Below are 20229 nucleotides of genomic sequence, written 5' to 3'. Positions count from 1 at the left end.
CGGCTTCGTAGGCCCGATAAGGCGAAGCCGCCATCCGGCATTGGATTGCGGGAAGAATCAGTACAACGCTAATGCGCTGGCAAGCGGGGTTACGCCAAAGCGTTTGCCAAGCGCTACCAGTTCTTCACGCGTGATGGTTTGCTTCATACCGCCCATCGAATAGATTTTGACCAGCACCTCCGCAGACTTCTCGGCGGTATCGATCAGGCCGAATGTTTCATCCAGCGTCGGGCCGCTGCCGAACACGCCGTGGAAGGGCCACAGCACCAGCGAGTGCTTCTGCATTTCCTGCGCGGTGGCCTGACCGATCTCATCGGTGCCCGGCACCATCCACGGCAGAATGCCGACGCCGTCCGGGAACACCACCAGGCACTCGGTGCTGCCTTCCCACAGTTTGCGGGTGAAAAGCGGCGTGTTGTTTTCCAGCACGTAGGTCAGCGCGATCAGGTTGGTGGCGTGGCAATGCATAATCACGCGGTCTTTACCGTCGGTGGCGTTAATGCGCTCGCAGTGGGAGAGGAAGTGAGCCGGCAGCTCGGAGGTTGGAACCGCCTCATGATTCAGCCCCCACAGAATGTGGTAGCCCGCGCCGTCGCTGTCCACTTTCACCACGCCTAAATTCGCTGCCGGATCGAGCTGCACGTTGCGGAAGAATTTGCCGGAGCCGGTGACGATAAACGGCGTGTTCGCCAGCAGCGGCATTGGCTGACTCAGCGCGATATAGCGTGGTTCCTGGTGGAAATCGTCGGTAAACGGCGCGATATCCGCCTCATCCAGACGCAGCGTCAGGTTGCCGCCGTTGCGTTCGTCCCAGCCCTTCAGCCAGGCGTCGGAGGTGGCTTTGATCATTCCCTGGACAAACCAGGAGTGGGTAATGTTCTGCATGTTCGGTGTTCCCATTTATTGCCCGAACGTTATCGGGTCTTACGTAGGCCGGATAAGCGCAGCGCCATCCGGCAATCGTGTTTCATTTATTGCCGGATGGCGACGCGGAACGTCTTATCCGGCCTACAAGTCAGGCGTCGCGGTTAGCTACGTTTGCTCAGAATCTCTTTTTCATAGGCACGGACGCTTTCCAGCCACTGGCTGCCGGCTGGCGTGTCGTGACGCTGGCAATACATTTCCCAGACGGCTTGCCACGGCAGGGATTTCTGCTCTTCCAGCAGCGCCAGGCGGGCGGTGTAATCGCCGCTGGCTTCTAACTGACGCAGTTGCCCGGTTGGTTCCAGCAGCGCGCGCAGCAGCGCTTTCTTCATATTGCGCGTGCCGATAACCCACGCGGCGATACGGTTGATGGAGGCATCGAAGAAATCGAGGCCGATATGCACGCGGTCAAACAGGTTGTGACGCACGATTTCGCTGGCAATTGCCTGGGTTTCATCATCCAGCAGCACGACGTGGTCGCTGTCCCAGCGCACCGGGCGGCTGACGTGCAGCAGCAGGCGCGGCACATACAGCATGGCGGCGGAAATCTTGTCGGAAATCACTTCGGTCGGATGGAAGTGGCCCGCGTCGAGGCACAGAGCGGTCTGGCGGCTGGTGGCGTAGCCCATGTAGAACTCGTTGGAGCCGACGGTATAGCTTTCCGCGCCAATACCGAACAGTTTGCTTTCCACGGCGTCGATGTGATGCGCCGGATTCAGTTTTTCGCTGATCACCTCGTCCAGCGCCTCCAGCAGGCGTTGGCGCGGCGCTAAGCGGTCAACGGTGATGTCTTTCATGCCATCCGGGACCCAGATGTTCATCACCGACGGCGTGCCCAGTTGCTCACCGAAGTACGCGGATACGCGGCGGCTGGCCTTGCAGTGGTCAATCCAGAACTGGCGAATGTTGTCGTCCGCGTGCGCCAGGGTAAAGCCGTCAGCGCTCAGCGGGTGAGAAAAGCAGGAGGGGTTGAAGTCCAGCCCTAACTGGTTCGCTTTTGCCCATTCCACCCAGTTTTTGAAGTGCTCCGGCTTGATCTGGTCGCGGGACACCGGCGTGTCAGACTCCAGATAGATTGCGTGTAAGTTCAGGCGTTTTGGCCCCGGGATCAGGCTTAGCGCCTGTTCCAGGTCGGCACGCAGCTCGCTGGCGCTACGTGCTTTACCGGGATAGTTACCGGTGGCCTGAATACCGCCGGTGAGCGATCCTTCCGGGTTTTCGAATCCGGCGACGTCATCGCCCTGCCAGCAGTGCATCGATACCGGCAGACGATCGAGCTGGCGTAACGCCTCCTCGACATCAATACCTACCGCAGCAAAACGTTGTTTCGCCAGTTCCCAGGCTTGTTCAAGTTGAGTGGTCATGCGCAAAGCTCCTTTGTCTGTCGTTTTGATTGAAACTGCGCAACGTGGCGGGCAATTTCACTGTCAGGATTTGGGGTAAAGGTCGTCAGGTCGTAGTTGGTTCTCACCACCTGACGGAAGTCGTCAACGTTGTTCAGTTCGTCCAGCGTCATGAGCTGGATGCCGATATTGCCGAGGGTGGAAGCCTCAATCGGCCCGGCCATCACGCGAATGCCGCAGGCATCAGCGCACAGCTGGTTCAGCAGGGCGTTCTGGCAACCTCCGCCGACGATGTGCAGCTGGCTAAAGGCTTCACCACGCAGGTTCGCCAGCTCCTGCAACACATCGGCATACAGCAGCGCCAGACTGTCGAAAATGCAGCGTGCCAGTTCGGCGTTACGGGTGGGTTCCGGCTGGCCGGATTCACGGCAGGCCGCCTGAATCTCCGCGCTCATATCGGCGGGGTTGATAAAGCGATCGTCATTCGGGTTTATCAGGAAACGGCAGGCCGGAAGCGACTGGGTCTCGGCGATCAGCGTGGGCAGGTCGGTAATCTGGCGCTCTTTCAGTACGCGCTGAAGCAGCCAGAGTCCCATGATGTTTTTCAGCACCCGGTAGCGGCCTTCTGCGCCGCCTTCATTGGTGATGTTCGCCGCCAGCGCCGCGTCATCGGTGTAAGGCGTTCTGCTCTCGAAGCCCATCAACGACCAGGTGCCGGAAGAGAGATAAGCGCTGTTTTTATCGGCCAGCGGAGAGGCGATCACCGCGCTGGCGGTGTCGTGACTGGCGACAGCGACCACCGGAATCTGATTTTTCTGTGGGCAGATCCAGTAGCCGATCACGTTGCCCGGATGGGTAGGTCTGCCAAACCAGGCTTTGTTGGCGCCGGTCCAGTCCAGCAGGGCATCGTCCCAGTCATCGCTGTTGATATTGACGAGCTGCGTGGTGGTGGCGTTGGTGTATTCCCAGTTCATTTCGCCCGTCAGGCGGAAACTGAAATAGTCGGGGATCAGCAGGGCATGCGCCACCTGCGGGATAAGTTCAGGCTGTTGTTCAACCAGCGCGCGGAGCTGATACAGCGTATTGAACGGCAGAAACTGAATGCCGCTGCGGCGATAGATATCATGCTTACCGAGCTGCGCCAGCGCCTGCTGCATCACCCCCGTGGTACGGTTGTCGCGATAAGATACGGGCAGACCGACGCGCTGGCCGTGCTTGTCGAGCAGCACATAGTCCACGCCCCAGGTATCAATGCCGATGCTGTCAATACGGATACCTTCATCGCAGACTTTCTCCAGTCCAAGGCGAATTTCATTTTCCAGGCTGTCGATATCCCAGGCGTCGAACCCGTCTGTTTTTTGCAAACAGTTCGCGAAACGGTGGATTTCACGCAGCGTCAGGGCGTGTTGTTCACTGTCGTAACGCGCCAGCATTACGCGCCCGCTGGATGCCCCGAGATCGACAGCGACACAATGGCGAAAAGTCATGGTGAAGTCCTTCTGAGTTTCATTGCACTCAGTCTAAGAACCCCCAGGAAGGCGTACCTTCCTGTTACTGACAGGTTAAATTGGCCGCTGGCAAGGAGGCAAAGGTGAACGTGATAGCGTTCACAATTTCCGTTTATCAGCGTGAATTGGCCGGATGTGACGGCGTCCGCATTTCCTGATCTTTCCCGTCCTTTCTTGAAAAAACGACCGGGTTTGCGCGCTTTGGCGTTAAAAATTTAAGGTGAGGGTAGTAACCCTTAATTACTATTTCTGACATGTTTCTCATATCAGGAAGCCATCATGACCGTACTGCATAGCGTGGATTTTTTTCCGTCAGGTAAAGCGCCCGTGGCCATTGAACCCCGGCTTCCTCAGTCCGCTTTTCCTGAACATCATCATGATTTTCATGAGATTGTGATTGTTGAACATGGCACTGGCATTCATGTGTTCAATGGGCAGCCCTACACCATTAGCGGCGGTACGGTCTGCTTTGTTCGCGATCATGACAGACATCTGTATGAACACACCGACAACCTGTGTCTGACGAATGTGCTCTATCGCTCGCCGGACGCGTTTCAGTTTCTGGCGGGGCTGAACCAGCTCTTGCCGCAGGAACAGGATGGGCAGTACCCGTCACACTGGCGCGTGAATCAGAGCGCGTTGCAGCAGGTGCGGCAACTGGTGGCGCAGATGGAAAACGCCGGAGACGAGATGGACACGCCTGCGGTCGCCAACCGTGAAATTCTGTTTATGCAGTTGCTGGTGCTGCTGCGTAAAAGCAGTCTGATGGAAGGGGCGGCCAATAACGATGCGCGGCTGAATCAGTTGCTGGCCTGGCTGGAGGATCATTTTGCTGAAGAGGTGTGCTGGGAATCGATAGCCGACAAGTTTTCGCTCTCGCTGCGCACGCTGCACCGTCAGCTCAAACAACAGACCGGCCTGACGCCGCAGCGCTATCTTAACCGTCTGCGGCTTATCAAGGCTCGCCACCTGCTGCGTCACAGTGATGAAAGTGTCACAGATATCGCGTATCGCTGCGGTTTTGGCGACAGTAACCATTTTTCGACGCTGTTTCGCCGGGAATTTGACTGGTCGCCCAGGGATATTCGCCAGGGGCGGGACGCATTGCTACAGTAACGCGAAAGCTATCACCGTTTTTTGTCGCCAATTTGCTGATAATCGTCCCCTTCAATGCCGGATGGCGGCTTCGTCTTATCCGGCCTACGGCGGCGATCTGTAGGCCAGATAAGCGTAGCGCCATCCGGCAAGCATTCAACGTGAGGTGCTGCGGTGGCAAATCAGTTAGTCCTTCTGAAAAAAGACTTTTTTGCGAATGACGGCCAGGCTGTCGCGGTTGCCGATCGCTATCCGCAAAATGTGTTCGCGGAACATACACACGAGTTTTGTGAACTGGTGCTGGTCTGGCGCGGCAACGGTTTGCATGTGCTCAACGATCGCCCTTACCGCATCACGCGTGGCGATCTGTTTTATATTCGCGCCGAGGACAGACACTCCTACACTTCCGTTAACGATTTGGTTTTGCAGAATATTATTTACTGCCCGGAGCGGTTGACCCTGAATCTTGGCTGGGAAAGCGCCATTCCGGGCTTTAACGGCAGTGAACGGCGCCCGCACTGGCGGCTGGGCAGCGTGGGGATGAATCAGGCGCGGCAGGTTATCAGCCAGCTTGAACATGAGAGCAATCAGGGCGATCCGCTGGCGAATGAGATGGCGGAGCTGCTATTTGGTCAGCTGGTGATGACGCTGAAAAGACATCGCTATGCCACCGATGATCTCCCGACCAGAGCGAGCGAAACGTTGCTGGATAAATTGATTACCGCGCTGGCCGGAAGCCTGGAGCGCCCCTTTGCGCTGGACGCGTTTTGCGACCAGGAGCAGTGCAGCGAGCGGGTGCTGCGACAGCAGTTTCGCTCACAGACCGGGATGACCATCAACCAGTATCTTCGCCAGATCCGCATCTGCCATGCGCAGTATTTGCTTCAGCACAGCCGCCTGATGATCAGTGAGATTTCAATGCAGTGCGGCTTTGAGGACAGTAACTACTTTTCGGTGGTGTTTACGCGGGAAACCGGGATGACGCCCAGCCAGTGGCGTCATCACAGTACGCAAAACGATTAGCTTGCCATTCCCATGCCGACGATGTTGGCGGCGATAATAATGACCACGCAACCCAGACTGAGAACGCTGACAGGACGACGACCCGCGTTTTTCCACTCTTTCAGCACCAGACCCACAATCCCACCGCACAGCACGTAGAAGCTCATGTGCAGCATCCAGCTGATGTAGTCATACTGCGGCGGAATGCGAGCGTGGCCCCAGGCGTAGAAAAAGAACTGCAAATACCACATCAGGCCACCCAGCGCGGACAGCAGGATATTGGTGATGATCATCGATTTTGCCAGCGAGAAGTCGGCTTTTATCGACAAGTTTTTCACTTTTGCCAGACGAATGAAACAGAAGCCCAGGTTGATCAGCGCGCCGCCGCCCATGATGACCACGTAGCTTGGCAGAGCGACATACAGCGGATCGACGCCGAGCGCGGCGGCGGCTTCATGCATCGGTTTGGCGGCGTTCATCGCAAAGGACATCCCGGCGGAGAAAATACCGCACATCACCGCCAGCAGCAGACCTTTTTTCAGGTTGAACTCCTCGGCGGTGATCCCCATTTTGCGCTCTTTTAACTGCCCGGCGCGGGTGACGATGCCAACGCCGATCAGCGCCACCAGGACGCCCAGCAGCGTCATTCGTCCGCCTTCGGTATTGATCAGCACATCAAAGTTTCCATTGATGATGGGGGTCATCAGGGTGCCGACGATCAGCGTAATACCAATCGCGATGCCGATCCCCATCGACATGCCGAGATAGCGCATGGTCAGGCCGTAGTTAATATTACCGATGCCCCACATTGCGCCGAACAGAAATACGGGCAACAGGGTGGAGAGGTTGAAGGAACTGTAATAGGCCCAGAAATCCGGGAGCAGCAGGGCGCTGATGGTCCAGGGCAGGATAAGCCAGGAGACAATCCCACCGATTGACCACATGGTTTCCCAGGACCATTGTTTAACTTGTTTGAACGGGGCATAAAAACAGGCTGCACTGGCCGCACCTATCAAATGCCAAAAGATACCCATCGTAATCGCGTTACTCATGACTTAATCCTCATCGTTTTTATTGCCGGTGTGACCCTCCCGACCTGATGAGTGTAAAAATTGCGCAGTTGATTAACCTTTTGAGGATTGCCGACATTTCTTCCTTCCTGGCAACCAGCACGTTATACGGGTGATTTGGCTCACATATTCAAGAACATAATGAAAAGTTATATCCTTATTAAAACTACGGCATTGATAAGCATTTTCAATATCATTTAATTAACTATAATGAACCAACTGCTTACGCGGCATTAACACTTCAGCCGCTCGACAATAATGGAGATGATTATGAGTTATACACTGCCATCCCTGCCGTACGCTTATGATGCGCTGGAACCGCACTTCGATAAGCAGACGATGGAAATCCACCATACCAAACACCATCAAACTTATGTCAACAACGCTAACGCGGCGCTGGAAAACCTGCCTGAATTCGCGAACCTGCCGGTTGAAGAACTGATCACCAAACTGGATCAGCTTCCGGCGGACAAAAAAACCGTACTGCGCAACAACGCGGGCGGCCACGCTAACCACAGCCTGTTCTGGAAAGGCCTGAAAAAAGGCACCGCTTTGCAGGGCGACCTGAAAGCGGCTATCGAACGTGATTTCGGTTCCGTTGATAACTTCAAAGCGGAGTTTGAAAAAGCGGCGGCAACGCGTTTCGGTTCCGGTTGGGCCTGGCTGGTGTTGCAGGGCGACAAACTGGCGGTTGTCTCTACCGCTAACCAGGACTCCCCGCTGATGGGCGAGGCCATTTCCGGCGTTTCCGGTTTCCCAATCCTGGGTCTGGACGTATGGGAACACGCTTACTACCTGAAATTCCAGAACCGTCGCCCGGACTACATCAAAGAGTTCTGGAACGTGGTGAACTGGGACGAAGCTGCTGCGCGTTTCGCGGCGAAAAAATAAGTCTTTTTGCCTGATGGCGCTGCGCTTATCAGGCCTACGAAGAGGATTTGTCGATTTGTAGGCTGGATAAGGCGTTAGCCGCCATCCGGCATTAGATTCAGCCCCCGCAGGCATAACCTGCGGGGGCTTTCTTTTAGGCGCTTTTGGGCTTGCCTGGTGTGACTTACGTCAAATTAAAAACATCAATCCATAAAAAATGAAACATAGTTTTGTTATGTGGTTGGGATCACTTTTATTGTTCGAATGAATGTCTATCGTTTCTTCATCAACGCGGGTGTGCCTCAAAGTAAGGTGCATTCGCCCATAAAAATTGCCCGTTTTTATGTCTACAGGTGAAGGAAATGCAGATTAAACGCACGATAGAAAAAGTCCCGGGTGGCATGATGCTCGTTCCGTTGTTCCTCGGCGCGCTATGCCACACCTTCGCGCCAGGTGCAGGGAAATACTTCGGCTCATTCACAAACGGTATGATCACCGGTACGGTGCCGATTCTGGCGGTCTGGTTCTTTTGTATGGGCGCGTCGATCAAACTGAGCGCCACAGGCACCGTGCTGCGTAAATCCGGGACGCTGGTGGTGACCAAAATTGCGGTTGCCTGGGTGGTGGCCGCTATTGCGTCACGCGTTATCCCGGAACATGGGGTGGAAGCGGGCTTCTTCGCCGGGCTGTCGACGCTGGCGCTGGTGGCCTCTATGGACATGACCAACGGTGGGCTGTACGCCTCCATCATGCAGCAGTACGGCACCAAAGAAGAGGCCGGGGCATTTGTCCTGATGTCGCTGGAGTCAGGGCCGCTGATGACGATGGTTATTCTGGGAACCGCCGGGATTGCCTCGTTTGAACCGCATGTATTTGTGGGGGCGGTATTGCCGTTCCTGATTGGTTTCGCGCTGGGGAATCTCGACCCGGAACTGCGGGAATTCTTCAGCAAAGCGGTACAGACGCTGATTCCGTTCTTCGCCTTCGCGCTGGGCAACACCATTGATTTGAGCGTGATTGCACAGACGGGCGTGCTGGGGATTCTACTGGGTGTGGCGGTCATTATTATCACCGGCATCCCGTTAATCATCGCTGACAAGTTTATCGGCGGCGGTGACGGTACGGCAGGTATTGCCGCCTCAAGTTCTGCGGGCGCCGCAGTAGCCACGCCCGTGCTGATCGCAGAGATGGTTCCGGCGTTTAAACCAATGGCGCCCGCCGCGACCTCGCTGGTTGCCACATCGGTTATCGTGACTTCGATTCTGGTGCCGATCATTACCTCAGTCTGGTCGCGGAAGGTGAAGGCCAGAGCGGCGGAAATCGATATTCGCGGTACGGTGAAATAAACCCGTTTTGCCGGATGACGGCTTATGCCTCATCCGGCGCTTCCGGTCAGAATTAACGGCCAAACACCTCATCAATTGTGCGACGCTCGTGCTCGTTCAGTTCTCCTCCCGCATTACGCGACACGCCGGTACAATAGCCGAACTTACGCGATACCACGGTTTTAATCGTGGTTACAAAATCCTCGCCAATCGCGTAAATGGACATAAACGTGCCGATTTTCTCCTGGATATCGCGCAACGTTTGCAAATCACCCTGCTTAAACGCCTCCCGCGCGCTGACAAACAGCTCCGGCATCACGTTGTTTAAGCCGGAAATAATGCCTGCGCCGCCCGCCAGCAGGTTGGGGATGTAATACTCGTCATAGCCGGAGAGCACGGCAAAATCGTCGCGTACCGCGCGGGTGGTCTGAATCATGCTGCGGGTATGGGACTGGCAGTCGACGGTATCTTTAATCCCGGCAAAATTCGGGAATTCGGCGGCAAGGGTCGCCACCAGATCCGGCGTTAAATCGCAGCCGGTGCGTGCCGGGAAATTGTAGGCGAACCATTTGCCGCTCAGGGCGTTGCCAAGCTGGCGGAAGTAGCTCAGAAGCTGCTTCGACGTCTGCCCGTAGTAATACGGTGGCAGAATCATCACCGCATCGTACCCGACGCGGTACGCTTCCTGCGCCATAAGCAGGATGTCGCCGGTGCAGGTGGAGGAGACATTGGCAACCATCTTCAGCGAACTCATCGCGCGGGCCTCGCGGATCAGCATCAGCCGCTCTTCCAGCGTGAAAGACGCAAATTCGCCAATGCTGCCCATCAGCAAAATAACATCAATGTTGGCTTCGGTAAGGCGTTTGAGATGCTGGCTCAGGCCGTTAAGATCGACTTTTCCGTCATTGTCCATCGGCGTAATGGAAGGACACCAGACGCCAGCAAACTGCGATTGTACTGTCACGTTGTTGACTCCTTATTATGAAATGGCGTTTCAAAATCACTTTAATTGATAGCACGTCTGCTGGCGCATCATGTGAACCCGGCTCTCATTTTGAGCGGCTGAGACAAAATAAATATGCTCTAATGAGGATTATTTGTCGGGAGAGGGAAGCTGATGCGATATCCGGTCGAGGTGTTTACGGGCAAAATTCGGGACTATGCGGGAAGTCGTCCCAGCGCCATTGCGAAAATCCAGGTTGATGGCGAGCTGATGCTTAGCGATCTGGGCCTTGCCGGTGATGAGCAGGCAGAGACAAAAATTCACGGTGGGCCCGATCGCGCGCTGTGCCATTATCCCCGTGAACACTATCTGCACTGGGCGCGTCAATTCCCGGCGCAGGCGGATCTGTTTGTCGCGCCCGCGTTTGGCGAAAACCTTTCGACCGACGGTCTGACCGAGCAAAATGTTTTTATCGGCGATATTTTTCAGTGGGGAGAGGCGCTGATTCAGGTGACTCAGCCACGTTCGCCGTGCTTTAAGCTCAACTTCCATTTCGGCATTAGCGATATGGCGACGCAGATGCAGAACGCCGGGAAAACCGGCTGGCTGTACAGCGTTATCGCGCCGGGGCAGGTATCGGCGGATGCGCCGTTAATTCTGGCGTCGCGCGTCAGTGATGTGAGCGTACAGGAGGCGATTGCGATAGCCTGGCATATGCCGTTCGACGACGGCCAGTATCATCGTTTGCTGTCGGCGGCGGGGTTATCGAAAAGCTGGACCAGAACGATGCAGAAGCGCCGTTTGAGCGGCAAAATTGAAGATCAGTCACGACGTTTACGTGGATGATGTAACGCCCGATGGCGCTACGCTTATCGGTCCTACAACGTACGGTTCCGTAGGCCGGATAAGGGCGTTCACGCCGCCATCCGGCACCACAGCGAGACTTAAGAACGCTTATACAACGGCAGCCAGATCACCAGCCGTAAGCCGCCCAGCGGGCTGTCTTCGGCTTTCACCCAACCGCGATGCTGCTGGATCGCGGTCTCAACGATGGCCAGCCCCAACCCTGTTCCGCCGGACTCCCGATCGCGCGCTTCATCGGTACGATAAAACGGGCGGAAGATCTGTTCGCGGTCTTCAGGGCTAACGCCCGGGCCATCGTCATCAACCGTTATCGTAATGCCGTCTTTATCCACCGCGAAGCCGACTTCAATCTTCGTGTGCGAATAGCGCAGGGCGTTACGGACAATGTTCTCCAGCGCGCTTTCCAGGGTGCTAGGATTGCCGTATAACGGCCACGGCCCCGGCGGGAAGTTCACCGTTAACGATTTGCCCATCTGCTCGGCTTCGAAGGCGGCGTTATCCAGCACGTCTCCCCACAGATGATTGGCTTTCATCGTTTCGCTGACCAGCGCGTTTTTCTGTTGATTACGCGACATCACCAGCAGGTCGTTGATCATGCTGTCCAGCCGCTGCGCTTCGGTCTCAATGCGCTCCAGCTCTTTACTCTCGCCGCTACGGCGACGCAGCAGCGCGGTGCCCAGTTGTAGACGCGTAAGCGGAGTGCGTAGCTCGTGCGAGATATCCGACAGCAGACGCTGCTGCGTGGTCATCATACGTTCCAGCGCAGTTACCATCTGGTTAAAGCTGGCACCAGCCGCAAGAAATTCCTGCGGGCCTGCTTCCAGTTCTGGATGTTGTCGCAGATTACCCTGAGCCACTTCGTCCGCCGCGTTTTTCAACTTACGCGCCGGTTTCGCCAGGCTCCAGGCCAGCCAAAGCAACAGCGGCGAACTGACCAGCATGGTGACGATCAGCAACAAGAGCGGGCGGTCAAACAGCAGATTAATAAAATCGGATTGGGAACTGCTGGCCGGTCGAATCAGATAAAGCTGGTAGTTATCTTCCCCGTCTCTGACAGAGAACGGGCCTACCATCTCAACGCGGCCATATTTCTTCTTCTGCGGATGATCGGCGTTATCCGCCTGACCAATAAAGTTACGAATGATCTGCATTTCGCTGCGTTCTGCGCCGATCACGCGTCCTTCAGTGGTCACAAGCAATAACCGCTGTCCTGGCGGCGCCCACTTGTCGATCGCACGGAACAGGCGACGCCACCACATTAAATCGTTGGGTGGATCGTTCGCGAGTTCAGCTTCTACATGTTGCTCAATCATCAACCCCTGGCGCTGTTCGCTGTCCAGTAGCTCGGTCATCTGGCGTGAGTCGAGCTTGGGTAACATCAATACCAACATCAGCACCAGCGCCAGCGTCAACCAGAAGATGGCAAAGATGCGCGCGGTTAAACTGCCTATCATGAAGCGGAAACCATCAAATAACCGCGACCACGCAGGGTTTTAAACCACGGGTGCCCGTCTTTACGCTCCGGCAGCTTACGACGCAGGTTGGAGATATGCATGTCGATTGCGCGGTCGAACGGCGTCAGGCGTTTACCCAGCACTTCCTGGCTCAAATGTTCACGCGAAACCACCTGGCCGAGATGCTGCGCCAGTAAATAGAGCAGGGTAAATTCGGTGCCGGTTAACTCCAGGGTTTGACCATCGAAGCTGGCCTCCTGGCGACCCGGATTGAGGCTTAACGCATCCACTTCCAGCGTCGGCGAGCCGTTGTCGTTATTCTGCTGCTGTTCGCTCCAGTGCGAGCGGCGCAGAATCGCACGGATACGCGCGACCAGTTCGCGGTCGTTAAACGGTTTAGGTAAATAATCATCCGCGCCCAGCTCAAGGCCGAGTACGCGATCCAGTTCGCTGCCGCGCGCGGTCAGCATAATGACAGGGGTCTGGTGTGTCTGGCGAAGCGCTTTCAACGTATCAATACCGTTTTTCTTCGGCATCATGACATCGAGCAAAAGTAAATCAATGCTGTCGTCCAGAAGCTCAAGCGCCTGCTCCCCGTCATGGGCAACCAGCACATTGAAGCCTTCCATTTCGAGCAGCTCCTTTAACAGGGAAGTTAGCTCTCGGTCATCATCAACTAACAGGATTTTATTCATTGTTTAAGTACCTCCGAGGCAGAAATTACGTCATCAGGCGTCGCTAATCCATGACTTTACGTTGTTTTACACCCCCTGACGCATGTTTGCAGCCCGAATCGTAAACTGTCTCTCGTTGAATCGCGACAGAAAAGATTTTGGGAGCAAGTGATGCGCAAAGTTACCGCTGCCGTCATGGCCTCAACGCTGGCACTCAGTCCTTTAAGCCACGCTGCTGAAGTCGTTACAGGCGATAACTGGCATCAAGGTGAAGGACTTACGCAGCGCAGTACGCAGAGCCATATGTTCGACGGCATAAGTTTAACCGAACATCAGCGTCAACAGATGCGAGATCTGATGCAGCAGGCAAGACACGAACAGCCTCCTGTTAATGTTAGCGAAATGGAGACAATGCATCGCCTTGTCATCGCAGAAAAATTTGATGAAAACGCTGTGCGCGCTCAGGCAGAAAAAATGGCGCAAGAACAGGTTGCCCGTCAGGTCGAAATGGCCAGGGTTCGCAACCAGATGTATCGCCTGTTAACGCCAGAGCAGCAAGCGGTTTTAAATGAGAAGCATCAACAACGAATGGAGCAACTGCGCGATGTGGCGCAATGGCAAAACGGCTCCTCGTTGAAGTTATTGAGTAGTAGCAACTCACGTTCCCAGTAACAAACCCTGTTTTCCTTGCCATAGACACCATCCCTGTCTTCCCCTCCATGATGGAGGGGTTTTTTTTGTCCAAAATTTGTCATCCGGTTATTGCCTTACTGTTTTACTCCATCCGTTATACTACCGGCATGGAAAGGCAGGAGTGTTTATGAATCAAACCTATGGGCGACTGGTCAGCCGGGCGGCAATTGCCGCGACAGTGATGGCGTCACTGTTACTTTTGATCAAAATTTTTGCGTGGTGGTACACCGGGTCGGTGAGTATTCTGGCTGCGTTGGTTGACTCGCTGGTGGATATTGCCGCGTCGCTGACTAACCTGTTAGTGGTGCGCTATTCGCTGCAACCGGCGGATGATGAACACACCTTTGGACACGGCAAAGCAGAGTCGCTGGCGGCGCTGGCGCAGAGCATGTTTATTTCCGGCTCGGCGCTGTTTCTGTTTTTGACCGGTATTCAGCATCTGATTACCCCTACGCCAATGAACGAACCGGGCGTCGGGGTCGTGGTGACGCTTATCGCCCTGGTTTGTACGATCATTCTGGTCACGTTTCAGCGTTGGGTTGTGCGCAAGACGCAAAGTCAGGCAGTACGGGCAGATATGCTTCATTATCAGTCTGATGTTATGATGAACGGAGCGATTCTCGTTGCGCTTGGGCTGGCCTGGTATGGCTGGCATCGCGCGGACGCCTTGTTTGCGTTGGGAATCGGCATCTATATTCTATACAGCGCACTACGTATGGGGTATGAGGCAGTGCAGTCGTTACTGGATCGCGCGCTGCCCGATGAGGAACGTCAGGAAATTATTGATATCGTGACATCGTGGCCGGGCGTCAACGGTGCTCACGATCTTCGCACGCGGCAGTCAGGGCCGACCCGCTTTATTCAGATTCATTTGGAAATGGAAGATAATCTGCCGCTCGTTCAGGCGCATCTGGTGGCTGAACAGGTAGAGCAGGCGATTTTGCGGCGTTTTCCGGGTTCGGATGTCATTATCCACCAGGACCCCTGTTCAGTCGTACCCAGGGAAGGCAAGAGGTTTGAGCTTTCGTAATTCGTTGTAAAAAAGTGAGCAAGGCCAGCATTTTGTGTATAAATTACCGCCGTTTGGCCTGACCTGAATCAATTCAGCAGGAAGCGGTTGTTATACTATCTGCATATTCGTTGGATCGTCCCGATGTGCAGTAACAGTATCGGCTTCCGGCAACAGATTTCATTTTGCATTCCAAAGTTCAGAGGTAGTCATGATTAAGAAAATCGGTGTGTTGACAAGCGGCGGTGATGCGCCTGGCATGAACGCAGCAATCCGTGGTGTTGTACGCGCAGCGTTGACGGAAGGACTGGAAGTAATGGGTATTTATGATGGCTACCTGGGTCTGTATGAAGACCGTATGGTTCAGCTCGACCGTTACAGCGTGTCCGACATGATCAACCGTGGCGGTACTTTCCTCGGTTCCGCGCGCTTCCCGGAATTCCGCGATGAAAATGTTCGCGCAGTGGCTATCGAAAACCTGAAAAAACGTGGCATCGACGCGCTGGTTGTTATCGGCGGTGACGGTTCCTATATGGGTGCAAAACGTCTGACTGAAATGGGCTTCCCGTGCATCGGTCTGCCAGGCACGATCGACAACGACATCAAAGGCACTGACTACACCATCGGTTATTTCACCGCGCTGGGTACGGTAGTGGAAGCGATTGACCGTCTGCGTGACACCTCTTCCTCTCACCAGCGTATCTCCATCGTTGAAGTGATGGGGCGTTACTGCGGCGACCTGACCCTGGCGGCGGCTATCGCTGGGGGCTGTGAGTTTGTTGTGGTGCCGGAAGTGGAATTCAGCCGTGACGATCTGGTTGCGGAAATCAAAGCGGGCATCGCGAAAGGTAAAAAACACGCGATTGTCGCGATCACCGAACATATGTGTGACGTTGATGAACTGGCGCACTACATCGAGAAAGAGACTGGCCGTGAAACGCGTGCGACCGTACTGGGTCACATCCAGCGTGGCGGCTCTCCGGTGCCTTACGACCGTATTCTGGCTTCCCGTATGGGCTCATATGCCATTGAACTGCTGCTGGAAGGCTTTGGCGGACGTTGTGTGGGCATCCAGAACGAACAACTGGTTCACCATGACATCATCGACGCTATCGAAAACATGAAGCGTCCGTTCAAAGGTGACTGGCTGGATTGCGCTAAAAAGCTGTACTGATCGTTGTGTGTATTGTGCCGGGTGGCGGCTTCGCCTTACCCGGCCTACAACAGTACGGCCTGTAGGCCGGATAAGGCGCTAGCCAGCATCCGGCAATATCCTTCATTTATTCCCTCAAGTTATAGCCAATCTTTTTTTATTCTTTAATGTTTGGATTCCTTTCTGGCACGCTTTACTCATCACAACACTACATAAGAGAGCTGGGCGATGAATAAATGGGGCGTGGGGTTAACATTATTGCTGGCATCGACCAGCGTTCTGGCGAAGGATATTCAGTTACTTAACGTGTCTTACGATCCAACGCGCGAGCTGTACGATCAGTACAACAAAGCGTTTAGCGCGCACTGGAAACAAGAAACGGGCGACAACGTGGTGATCCGTCAGTCGCATGGCGGTTCCGGTAAGCAGGCGACGTCAGTCATTAACGGTATTGAGGCCGATGTGGTGACGCTGGCGCTGGCTTATGACGTTGATGCCATTGCAGAGCGCGGCCGTATCGACAAAAACTGGATCAAACGTCTGCCGGACAACTCCGCGCCGTACACGTCCACCATCGTCTTCCTGGTGCGTAAAGGCAATCCGAAGCAAATCCATGACTGGAACGACCTGGTAAAACCGGGCGTGTCGGTGATTACGCCGAACCCGAAAAGCTCTGGCGGCGCACGCTGGAACTATCTGGCTGCGTGGGGATACGCCCTGCACCACAACAACAACGATCAGGCCAAAGCGCAGGACTTCGTAAAAGCGTTATTTAAGAACGTGGAAGTGCTGGATTCTGGCGCGCGCGGTTCAACCAACACCTTTGTTGAGCGTGGGATTGGCGACGTGCTGATCGCCTGGGAGAACGAAGCGCTGTTGGCGACGAACGAACTGGGCAAAGATAAATTCGAAATCGTGACGCCGAGCGAATCAATTCTCGCAGAACCGACCGTCTCCGTGGTGGATAAAGTCGTGGAGAAAAAAGGGACGCAAGCCGTGGCGGAAGCCTATCTGAAGTATCTCTACTCGCCGGAAGGGCAGGAAATTGCGGCGAAAAACTTCTATCGCCCACGCGACCCTGAAGTGGCGAAGAAATATGAAAATGCATTTCCGAAGCTGAAACTCTTCACCATTGACGAGGAGTTTGGCGGGTGGACGAAAGCGCAGAAAGAGCATTTCTCTAATGGCGGTACGTTCGACCAAATCAGCAAACGCTAATGTAAATTGCTTTTCCAGCCCGGTGGCATCGTGCGACCGGGCTTTTTTATTTGTCATCATTTTGCGTTACTCTTGCACGTCAATAAGAGACAGGGAATGAGTAATGAAAAAAACAGGTTATTTTTTGCTGGCGGTTGTGATTGTTGCCGCCGTCGCGGGCATTGGCTACTGGAAGCTGGCCGCTAATCCGAACGCATTGCGGGATATTGTTCTGCAACAATGTGTACCGAACCAACTGCAACAGCAAAATCCTGCGCCATGCGCTGAAGTGAAACCGGATGCCGGGTATGTCGTGTTTAAAGATCGTAATGGCCCGTTGCAGTATCTGTTGATGCCGACGTACCGCATCAACGGTACGGAAAGCCCGCTGCTGGTGGAGCCCTACACGCCGAACTTCTTCTGGCTAGCCTGGCAGGCGCGCAGCTTTATGAGCCAAAAGTACGGCAAAGATATTCCAGACAGCGCCATTTCGCTGGCGATTAACTCACGCTCCGGGCGGACGCAAAACCACTTTCATATCCACATCTCCTGCCTGCGCCCTGATGTGCGAGCGCAACTGGATGATAATCTGGCGAAAGTGAGTACCCGCTGGCTGCCGCTGCCGGGCGGATTGCGCGGGAATGAATATCTGGCGCGTCGGGTGACGGAAAGCGAGCTGGCGCAACGCAGCCCGTTCATGATGCTGGCGGAAGAGGTGCCGGATGCGCGTGAGCACATGGGCAGCTATGCACTGGCGGTGGTGCGCCAGAGCGACGACTCTTTTGTTTTGCTGGCGACGCAGCGCAACCTGCTGGCGTTTAACCTCGCTTCCGCTGAGGAAATTCAGGATCATCAATGTGAGATTTTGCAGTAACCCCACCTAATCTGGCGTTTACTCCACCTGCCTGTCTCCGTATTCTTGTTGAAAAAAACAACAGGAGACAGGCATGTCGCTCTGGCTTACACACCCTCTGTTCATTCCTTCGCTGGTGGTCGGCGTGACCATTCTGCTCTGGGCAACCTCGCTGTTGCCGGAGTTTATTACCGCGCTGCTGTTCTTTACCGTGGCGATGGTGGCGAAGATCGCGCCACCGGACGTCATTTTTGGCGGTTTTGCCTCGTCGGCTTTCTGGCTGGTCTTTAGCGGTTTTGTGCTGGGGGTGGCGATTCGCAAAACAGGGCTGGCAGACAGGGCGGCGCGCGCCTTATCCGCCAGACTGACCGACTCATGGCCGCTGATGGTGGCGAGCGTGGTGCTGCTCAGCTATGCGCTGGCGTTTGTGATGCCGTCCAATATGGGGCGTATCGCGCTGCTGATGCCCATTGTCGCGGCGATGGCGAAACGTGCCGGGATTGCCGATGGCACGCGCGCCTGGTACGGACTGGCGCTTGCGGTGGGCTTTGGAACCTTCCAGCTCTCCGCGACCATCCTGCCTGCTAATGTACCTAACCTGGTGATGAGCGGGGCGGCGGAAGGTTCGTATGGCATCCACCTGAACTATCTGCCGTATCTTCTGCTGCATACGCCTGTTCTGGGCTGGTTGAAAGGTGCGCTGTTAATCGTCCTTATTTGTTGGCTGTTTCCCGGTAAACCGCATGCGCCTCGCGACCTGACGCCGCCTGCGCCGATGAGCCGTGCGGAGAAACGGCTGGCGTGGATGCTGGCGGTGGTGCTGGCGATGTGGGTCAGCGAAAGCTGGCACGGTATTGGCCCGGCGTGGACCGGGCTGGCGGCGGCGGTGATCACGCTGTTGCCGCGCGTGGGGTTTATCAACGGGGAAGAGTTTTCCAGCGGCGTGAATATCCGCACCTGTATTTATGTGGCAGGCATTCTGGGGCTGGCGATCACCGTGACGCAAACCGGCATTGGCAATGCGGTGGGCGAGGCGCTGCTGCATGTCATGCCGCTGGACCCGGAAAAGCCCTTCACCAGTTTCCTGGCGCTGACCGGCATTACCACCGCGCTGAATTTTATTATGACGGCGAACGGCGTTCCGGCGCTGTATACCACGCTGGCGCAGAGTTTTTCCGACGCAACCGGTTTTCCGCTGCTGTCGGTGATTATGATTCAGGTATTGGGGTACTCCACGCCGCTGTTGCCGTATCAGGCGTCGCCGATTGTGGTGGCGATGGCATTAGGGAAAGTCCCGGCAAAACCAGGTATGACGCTGTGTCTGGCACTGGCGCTGGCAACGTATTTGGTGCTGTTGCCGCTGGATTACGTGTGGTTTAGTTTACTGGGGCGTTTGTAAAAAAAGCCCGGTGGCGTTAACGCTTACCGGGCCTGTGATTTTGTGTGGCGGGTAAGCGCACGCGCCACCCGCCACAACAGCATTAAGCTTGTTTAGCCGCTTCCGCTGCTTTAACGATCACCGCGAACGCGTCAGCTTTCAGGGAAGCACCGCCAACCAGCGCGCCGTCGATGTCCGGCTGAGCGAACAGTTCTGCCGCGTTAGCTGCGTTTACGGAACCGCCGTACTGGATGATCACTTGCTCAGCGATTTTCGCGTCAGCTTTGGCGATGTGGTCACGGATGAATTTGTGAACAGCTTGCGCCTGCGCCGGAGTGGCGGATTTGCCAGTACCGATCGCCCATACAGGTTCGTAAGCGATAACCACGCCTTCAAACGCCGCAGCGCCCTGAGTTTTCAGTACCGCATCGATCTGACGAGCACAGACTTCTTCAGTTTTGCCGGCTTCGTTTTCTGCTTCGGTTTCACCGATGCACAGAACCGGAGTCAGACCCTGCTCTTTCAGCACGGCGAATTTCTTCGCGATCAGCTCGTCAGACTCTTTGTGGTAAGTACGACGCTCAGAGTGGCCGATGATGATGTACTGCGCGCCGATATCCTTCAGCATTTCAGCAGAAGTTTCACCGGTGAATGCGCCAGACAGGTTCAGGTCAACGTTCTGCGCGCCCAGAATGATGTGGCTACCAGCAGCGGCGTGTTTCGCCATGTCGATATACATTTCCGGCGGTGCAATCGCAACTGCACAGCCAGCAACGCCAGCCAGTTCTTTACGCAGGTTAGCCACCAGCTCGTTTACCATGTGGCGGCTGCCGTTCAGTTTCCAGTTACCCATCACTAAAGGATGTCGCATTTC

At 55.3% G+C, this 20229-nt stretch carries 19 protein-coding genes; 11 read left to right on the top strand and 8 right to left on the bottom strand.

Features of this window, described 5'->3' with window-relative positions; genetic code table 11:
• Positions 1 to 57: 57 nt before the first annotated feature.
• From rhaD to rhaB, 3 genes are all read right to left on the bottom strand, one after another.
• Positions 58 to 885, bottom strand: a complete 828-nt coding sequence (gene rhaD, locus FD428_RS20760; RefSeq protein ID WP_012133901.1) for a rhamnulose-1-phosphate aldolase — start codon at positions 883 to 885, stop codon at positions 58 to 60.
• Between the two features lie 143 nt (positions 886 to 1028).
• Positions 1029 to 2288, bottom strand: a complete 1260-nt coding sequence (gene rhaA, locus FD428_RS20755; protein ID WP_012133900.1) for an L-rhamnose isomerase — start codon at positions 2286 to 2288, stop codon at positions 1029 to 1031.
• Positions 2285 to 3754 (bottom strand): rhamnulokinase, encoded by a 1470-nt coding sequence (gene rhaB / locus FD428_RS20750; RefSeq protein WP_060815951.1) that lies wholly within the window; start codon positions 3752 to 3754, stop codon positions 2285 to 2287. Before rhaB ends, rhaA begins: the two co-directional genes overlap by 4 nt.
• Before the next feature lie 300 nt (positions 3755 to 4054).
• Between rhaB and rhaS the strand changes: the two genes are divergently transcribed.
• Together rhaS and rhaR are read left to right on the top strand one after the other, a co-directional pair.
• Complete coding sequence (gene rhaS, locus FD428_RS20745; protein ID WP_012133897.1) at positions 4055 to 4891, top strand: HTH-type transcriptional activator RhaS; 837 nt, start codon at positions 4055 to 4057, stop codon at positions 4889 to 4891.
• A gap of 153 nt (positions 4892 to 5044) precedes the next feature.
• The gene (gene rhaR, locus FD428_RS20740; protein WP_047459845.1) at positions 5045 to 5893 is read left to right on the top strand and encodes an HTH-type transcriptional activator RhaR; all 849 of its coding nucleotides are present in this window, start codon (positions 5045 to 5047) and stop codon (positions 5891 to 5893) included.
• Here the strand turns inward: rhaR and rhaT are convergent.
• Positions 5890 to 6924, bottom strand: a complete 1035-nt coding sequence (gene rhaT, locus FD428_RS20735; RefSeq protein ID WP_049009553.1) for an L-rhamnose/proton symporter RhaT — start codon at positions 6922 to 6924, stop codon at positions 5890 to 5892. The genes rhaR and rhaT overlap by 4 nt on opposite strands.
• 288 nt (positions 6925 to 7212) lie before the next feature.
• Here rhaT and sodA point away from each other — a divergent pair, with 288 nt between their 5' ends.
• Complete coding sequence (sodA, locus tag FD428_RS20730) at positions 7213 to 7833, top strand: superoxide dismutase [Mn] (protein ID WP_024130664.1); 621 nt, start codon at positions 7213 to 7215, stop codon at positions 7831 to 7833.
• A 341-nt stretch (positions 7834 to 8174) separates the two neighbouring features.
• Complete coding sequence (gene kdgT / locus FD428_RS20725) at positions 8175 to 9158, top strand: 2-keto-3-deoxygluconate transporter (RefSeq protein ID WP_012133890.1); 984 nt, start codon at positions 8175 to 8177, stop codon at positions 9156 to 9158.
• Positions 9159 to 9210: 52 nt separating this feature from the next.
• On the opposite strand, the gene FD428_RS20720 is transcribed toward kdgT, so the two are convergent.
• Positions 9211 to 10101, bottom strand: a complete 891-nt coding sequence (locus tag FD428_RS20720) for a dihydrodipicolinate synthase family protein (RefSeq protein WP_024130663.1) — start codon at positions 10099 to 10101, stop codon at positions 9211 to 9213.
• Between the two features lie 153 nt (positions 10102 to 10254).
• Between FD428_RS20720 and yiiM the strand changes: the two genes are divergently transcribed.
• Positions 10255 to 10926, top strand: a complete 672-nt coding sequence (gene yiiM, locus FD428_RS20715; protein ID WP_058668378.1) for a 6-hydroxyaminopurine reductase — start codon at positions 10255 to 10257, stop codon at positions 10924 to 10926.
• 98 nt (positions 10927 to 11024) lie between these two features.
• Here the strand turns inward: yiiM and cpxA are convergent, their stop codons facing one another.
• Positions 11025 to 12398 (bottom strand): envelope stress sensor histidine kinase CpxA, encoded by a 1374-nt coding sequence (cpxA, locus tag FD428_RS20710; RefSeq protein WP_012133887.1) that lies wholly within the window; start codon positions 12396 to 12398, stop codon positions 11025 to 11027.
• Complete coding sequence (gene cpxR / locus FD428_RS20705) at positions 12395 to 13093, bottom strand: envelope stress response regulator transcription factor CpxR (protein ID WP_012133886.1); 699 nt, start codon at positions 13091 to 13093, stop codon at positions 12395 to 12397. Before cpxR ends, cpxA begins: the two co-directional genes overlap by 4 nt.
• Positions 13094 to 13243: 150 nt before the next feature.
• On the opposite strand from cpxR, the gene cpxP reads away from it, so the two are divergent.
• The 6 genes from cpxP (at position 13244) to FD428_RS20675 (ending at position 19376) form a co-directional block, all read left to right on the top strand.
• Positions 13244 to 13744 carry a cell-envelope stress modulator CpxP gene (gene cpxP / locus FD428_RS20700; protein ID WP_012133885.1) on the top strand — a complete coding sequence of 167 codons (501 nt, stop codon included), beginning with the start codon at positions 13244 to 13246 and terminating at the stop codon, positions 13742 to 13744.
• Between the two features lie 148 nt (positions 13745 to 13892).
• Positions 13893 to 14795 carry a CDF family cation-efflux transporter FieF gene (fieF, locus tag FD428_RS20695; protein ID WP_049011792.1) on the top strand — a complete coding sequence of 301 codons (903 nt, stop codon included), beginning with the start codon at positions 13893 to 13895 and terminating at the stop codon, positions 14793 to 14795.
• Between the two features lie 190 nt (positions 14796 to 14985).
• Complete coding sequence (gene pfkA / locus FD428_RS20690; RefSeq protein ID WP_012133883.1) at positions 14986 to 15948, top strand: 6-phosphofructokinase; 963 nt, start codon at positions 14986 to 14988, stop codon at positions 15946 to 15948.
• Between the two features lie 207 nt (positions 15949 to 16155).
• Complete coding sequence (gene sbp / locus FD428_RS20685) at positions 16156 to 17145, top strand: sulfate/thiosulfate ABC transporter substrate-binding protein Sbp (RefSeq protein WP_012133881.1); 990 nt, start codon at positions 16156 to 16158, stop codon at positions 17143 to 17145.
• A gap of 103 nt (positions 17146 to 17248) precedes the next feature.
• Positions 17249 to 17998 carry a CDP-diacylglycerol diphosphatase gene (locus FD428_RS20680; RefSeq protein WP_012133879.1) on the top strand — a complete coding sequence of 250 codons (750 nt, stop codon included), beginning with the start codon at positions 17249 to 17251 and terminating at the stop codon, positions 17996 to 17998.
• A 73-nt stretch (positions 17999 to 18071) separates the two neighbouring features.
• The gene (locus tag FD428_RS20675) at positions 18072 to 19376 is read left to right on the top strand and encodes an SLC13 family permease (RefSeq protein WP_012133878.1); all 1305 of its coding nucleotides are present in this window, start codon (positions 18072 to 18074) and stop codon (positions 19374 to 19376) included.
• A gap of 82 nt (positions 19377 to 19458) precedes the next feature.
• Here FD428_RS20675 and tpiA read toward each other — a convergent pair whose 3' ends face one another.
• Positions 19459 to 20226 (bottom strand): triose-phosphate isomerase, encoded by a 768-nt coding sequence (gene tpiA / locus FD428_RS20670; RefSeq protein ID WP_024130662.1) that lies wholly within the window; start codon positions 20224 to 20226, stop codon positions 19459 to 19461.
• Between the last annotated feature and the right edge of the window lie 3 nt (positions 20227 to 20229).

It is taken from the genome of Citrobacter sp. TBCP-5362, assembly GCF_005406305.1.
Classification (GTDB): Bacteria; Pseudomonadota; Gammaproteobacteria; order Enterobacterales; family Enterobacteriaceae; genus Citrobacter_B; species Citrobacter_B koseri.
The sequence above is the reverse complement of the archived record's forward strand: the minus strand, read 5'-3'. Positions and strand labels throughout refer to the sequence as shown.

Excerpts from the sequence above, each read along its gene's own strand:
- rhaD (WP_012133901.1), bottom strand. The coding sequence starts at position 885 with ATGCAGAACATTACCCACTCCTGGTTTGTCCAGGGAATGATCAAAGCC.
- rhaA (WP_012133900.1), bottom strand. The coding sequence starts at position 2,288 with ATGACCACTCAACTTGAACAAGCCTGGGAACTGGCGAAACAACGTTTT.
- rhaB (WP_060815951.1), bottom strand. The coding sequence starts at position 3,754 with ATGACTTTTCGCCATTGTGTCGCTGTCGATCTCGGGGCATCCAGCGGG.
- rhaS (WP_012133897.1), top strand. The coding sequence starts at position 4,055 with ATGACCGTACTGCATAGCGTGGATTTTTTTCCGTCAGGTAAAGCGCCC.
- rhaT (WP_049009553.1), bottom strand. The coding sequence starts at position 6,924 with ATGAGTAACGCGATTACGATGGGTATCTTTTGGCATTTGATAGGTGCG.
- sodA (WP_024130664.1), top strand. The coding sequence starts at position 7,213 with ATGAGTTATACACTGCCATCCCTGCCGTACGCTTATGATGCGCTGGAA.
- kdgT (WP_012133890.1), top strand. The coding sequence starts at position 8,175 with ATGCAGATTAAACGCACGATAGAAAAAGTCCCGGGTGGCATGATGCTC.
- yiiM (WP_058668378.1), top strand. The coding sequence starts at position 10,255 with ATGCGATATCCGGTCGAGGTGTTTACGGGCAAAATTCGGGACTATGCG.
- cpxA (WP_012133887.1), bottom strand. The coding sequence starts at position 12,398 with ATGATAGGCAGTTTAACCGCGCGCATCTTTGCCATCTTCTGGTTGACG.
- cpxR (WP_012133886.1), bottom strand. The coding sequence starts at position 13,093 with ATGAATAAAATCCTGTTAGTTGATGATGACCGAGAGCTAACTTCCCTG.
- cpxP (WP_012133885.1), top strand. The coding sequence starts at position 13,244 with ATGCGCAAAGTTACCGCTGCCGTCATGGCCTCAACGCTGGCACTCAGT.
- fieF (WP_049011792.1), top strand. The coding sequence starts at position 13,893 with ATGAATCAAACCTATGGGCGACTGGTCAGCCGGGCGGCAATTGCCGCG.
- pfkA (WP_012133883.1), top strand. The coding sequence starts at position 14,986 with ATGATTAAGAAAATCGGTGTGTTGACAAGCGGCGGTGATGCGCCTGGC.
- sbp (WP_012133881.1), top strand. The coding sequence starts at position 16,156 with ATGAATAAATGGGGCGTGGGGTTAACATTATTGCTGGCATCGACCAGC.
- FD428_RS20680 (WP_012133879.1), top strand. The coding sequence starts at position 17,249 with ATGAAAAAAACAGGTTATTTTTTGCTGGCGGTTGTGATTGTTGCCGCC.
- FD428_RS20675 (WP_012133878.1), top strand. The coding sequence starts at position 18,072 with ATGTCGCTCTGGCTTACACACCCTCTGTTCATTCCTTCGCTGGTGGTC.
- tpiA (WP_024130662.1), bottom strand. The coding sequence starts at position 20,226 with ATGCGACATCCTTTAGTGATGGGTAACTGGAAACTGAACGGCAGCCGC.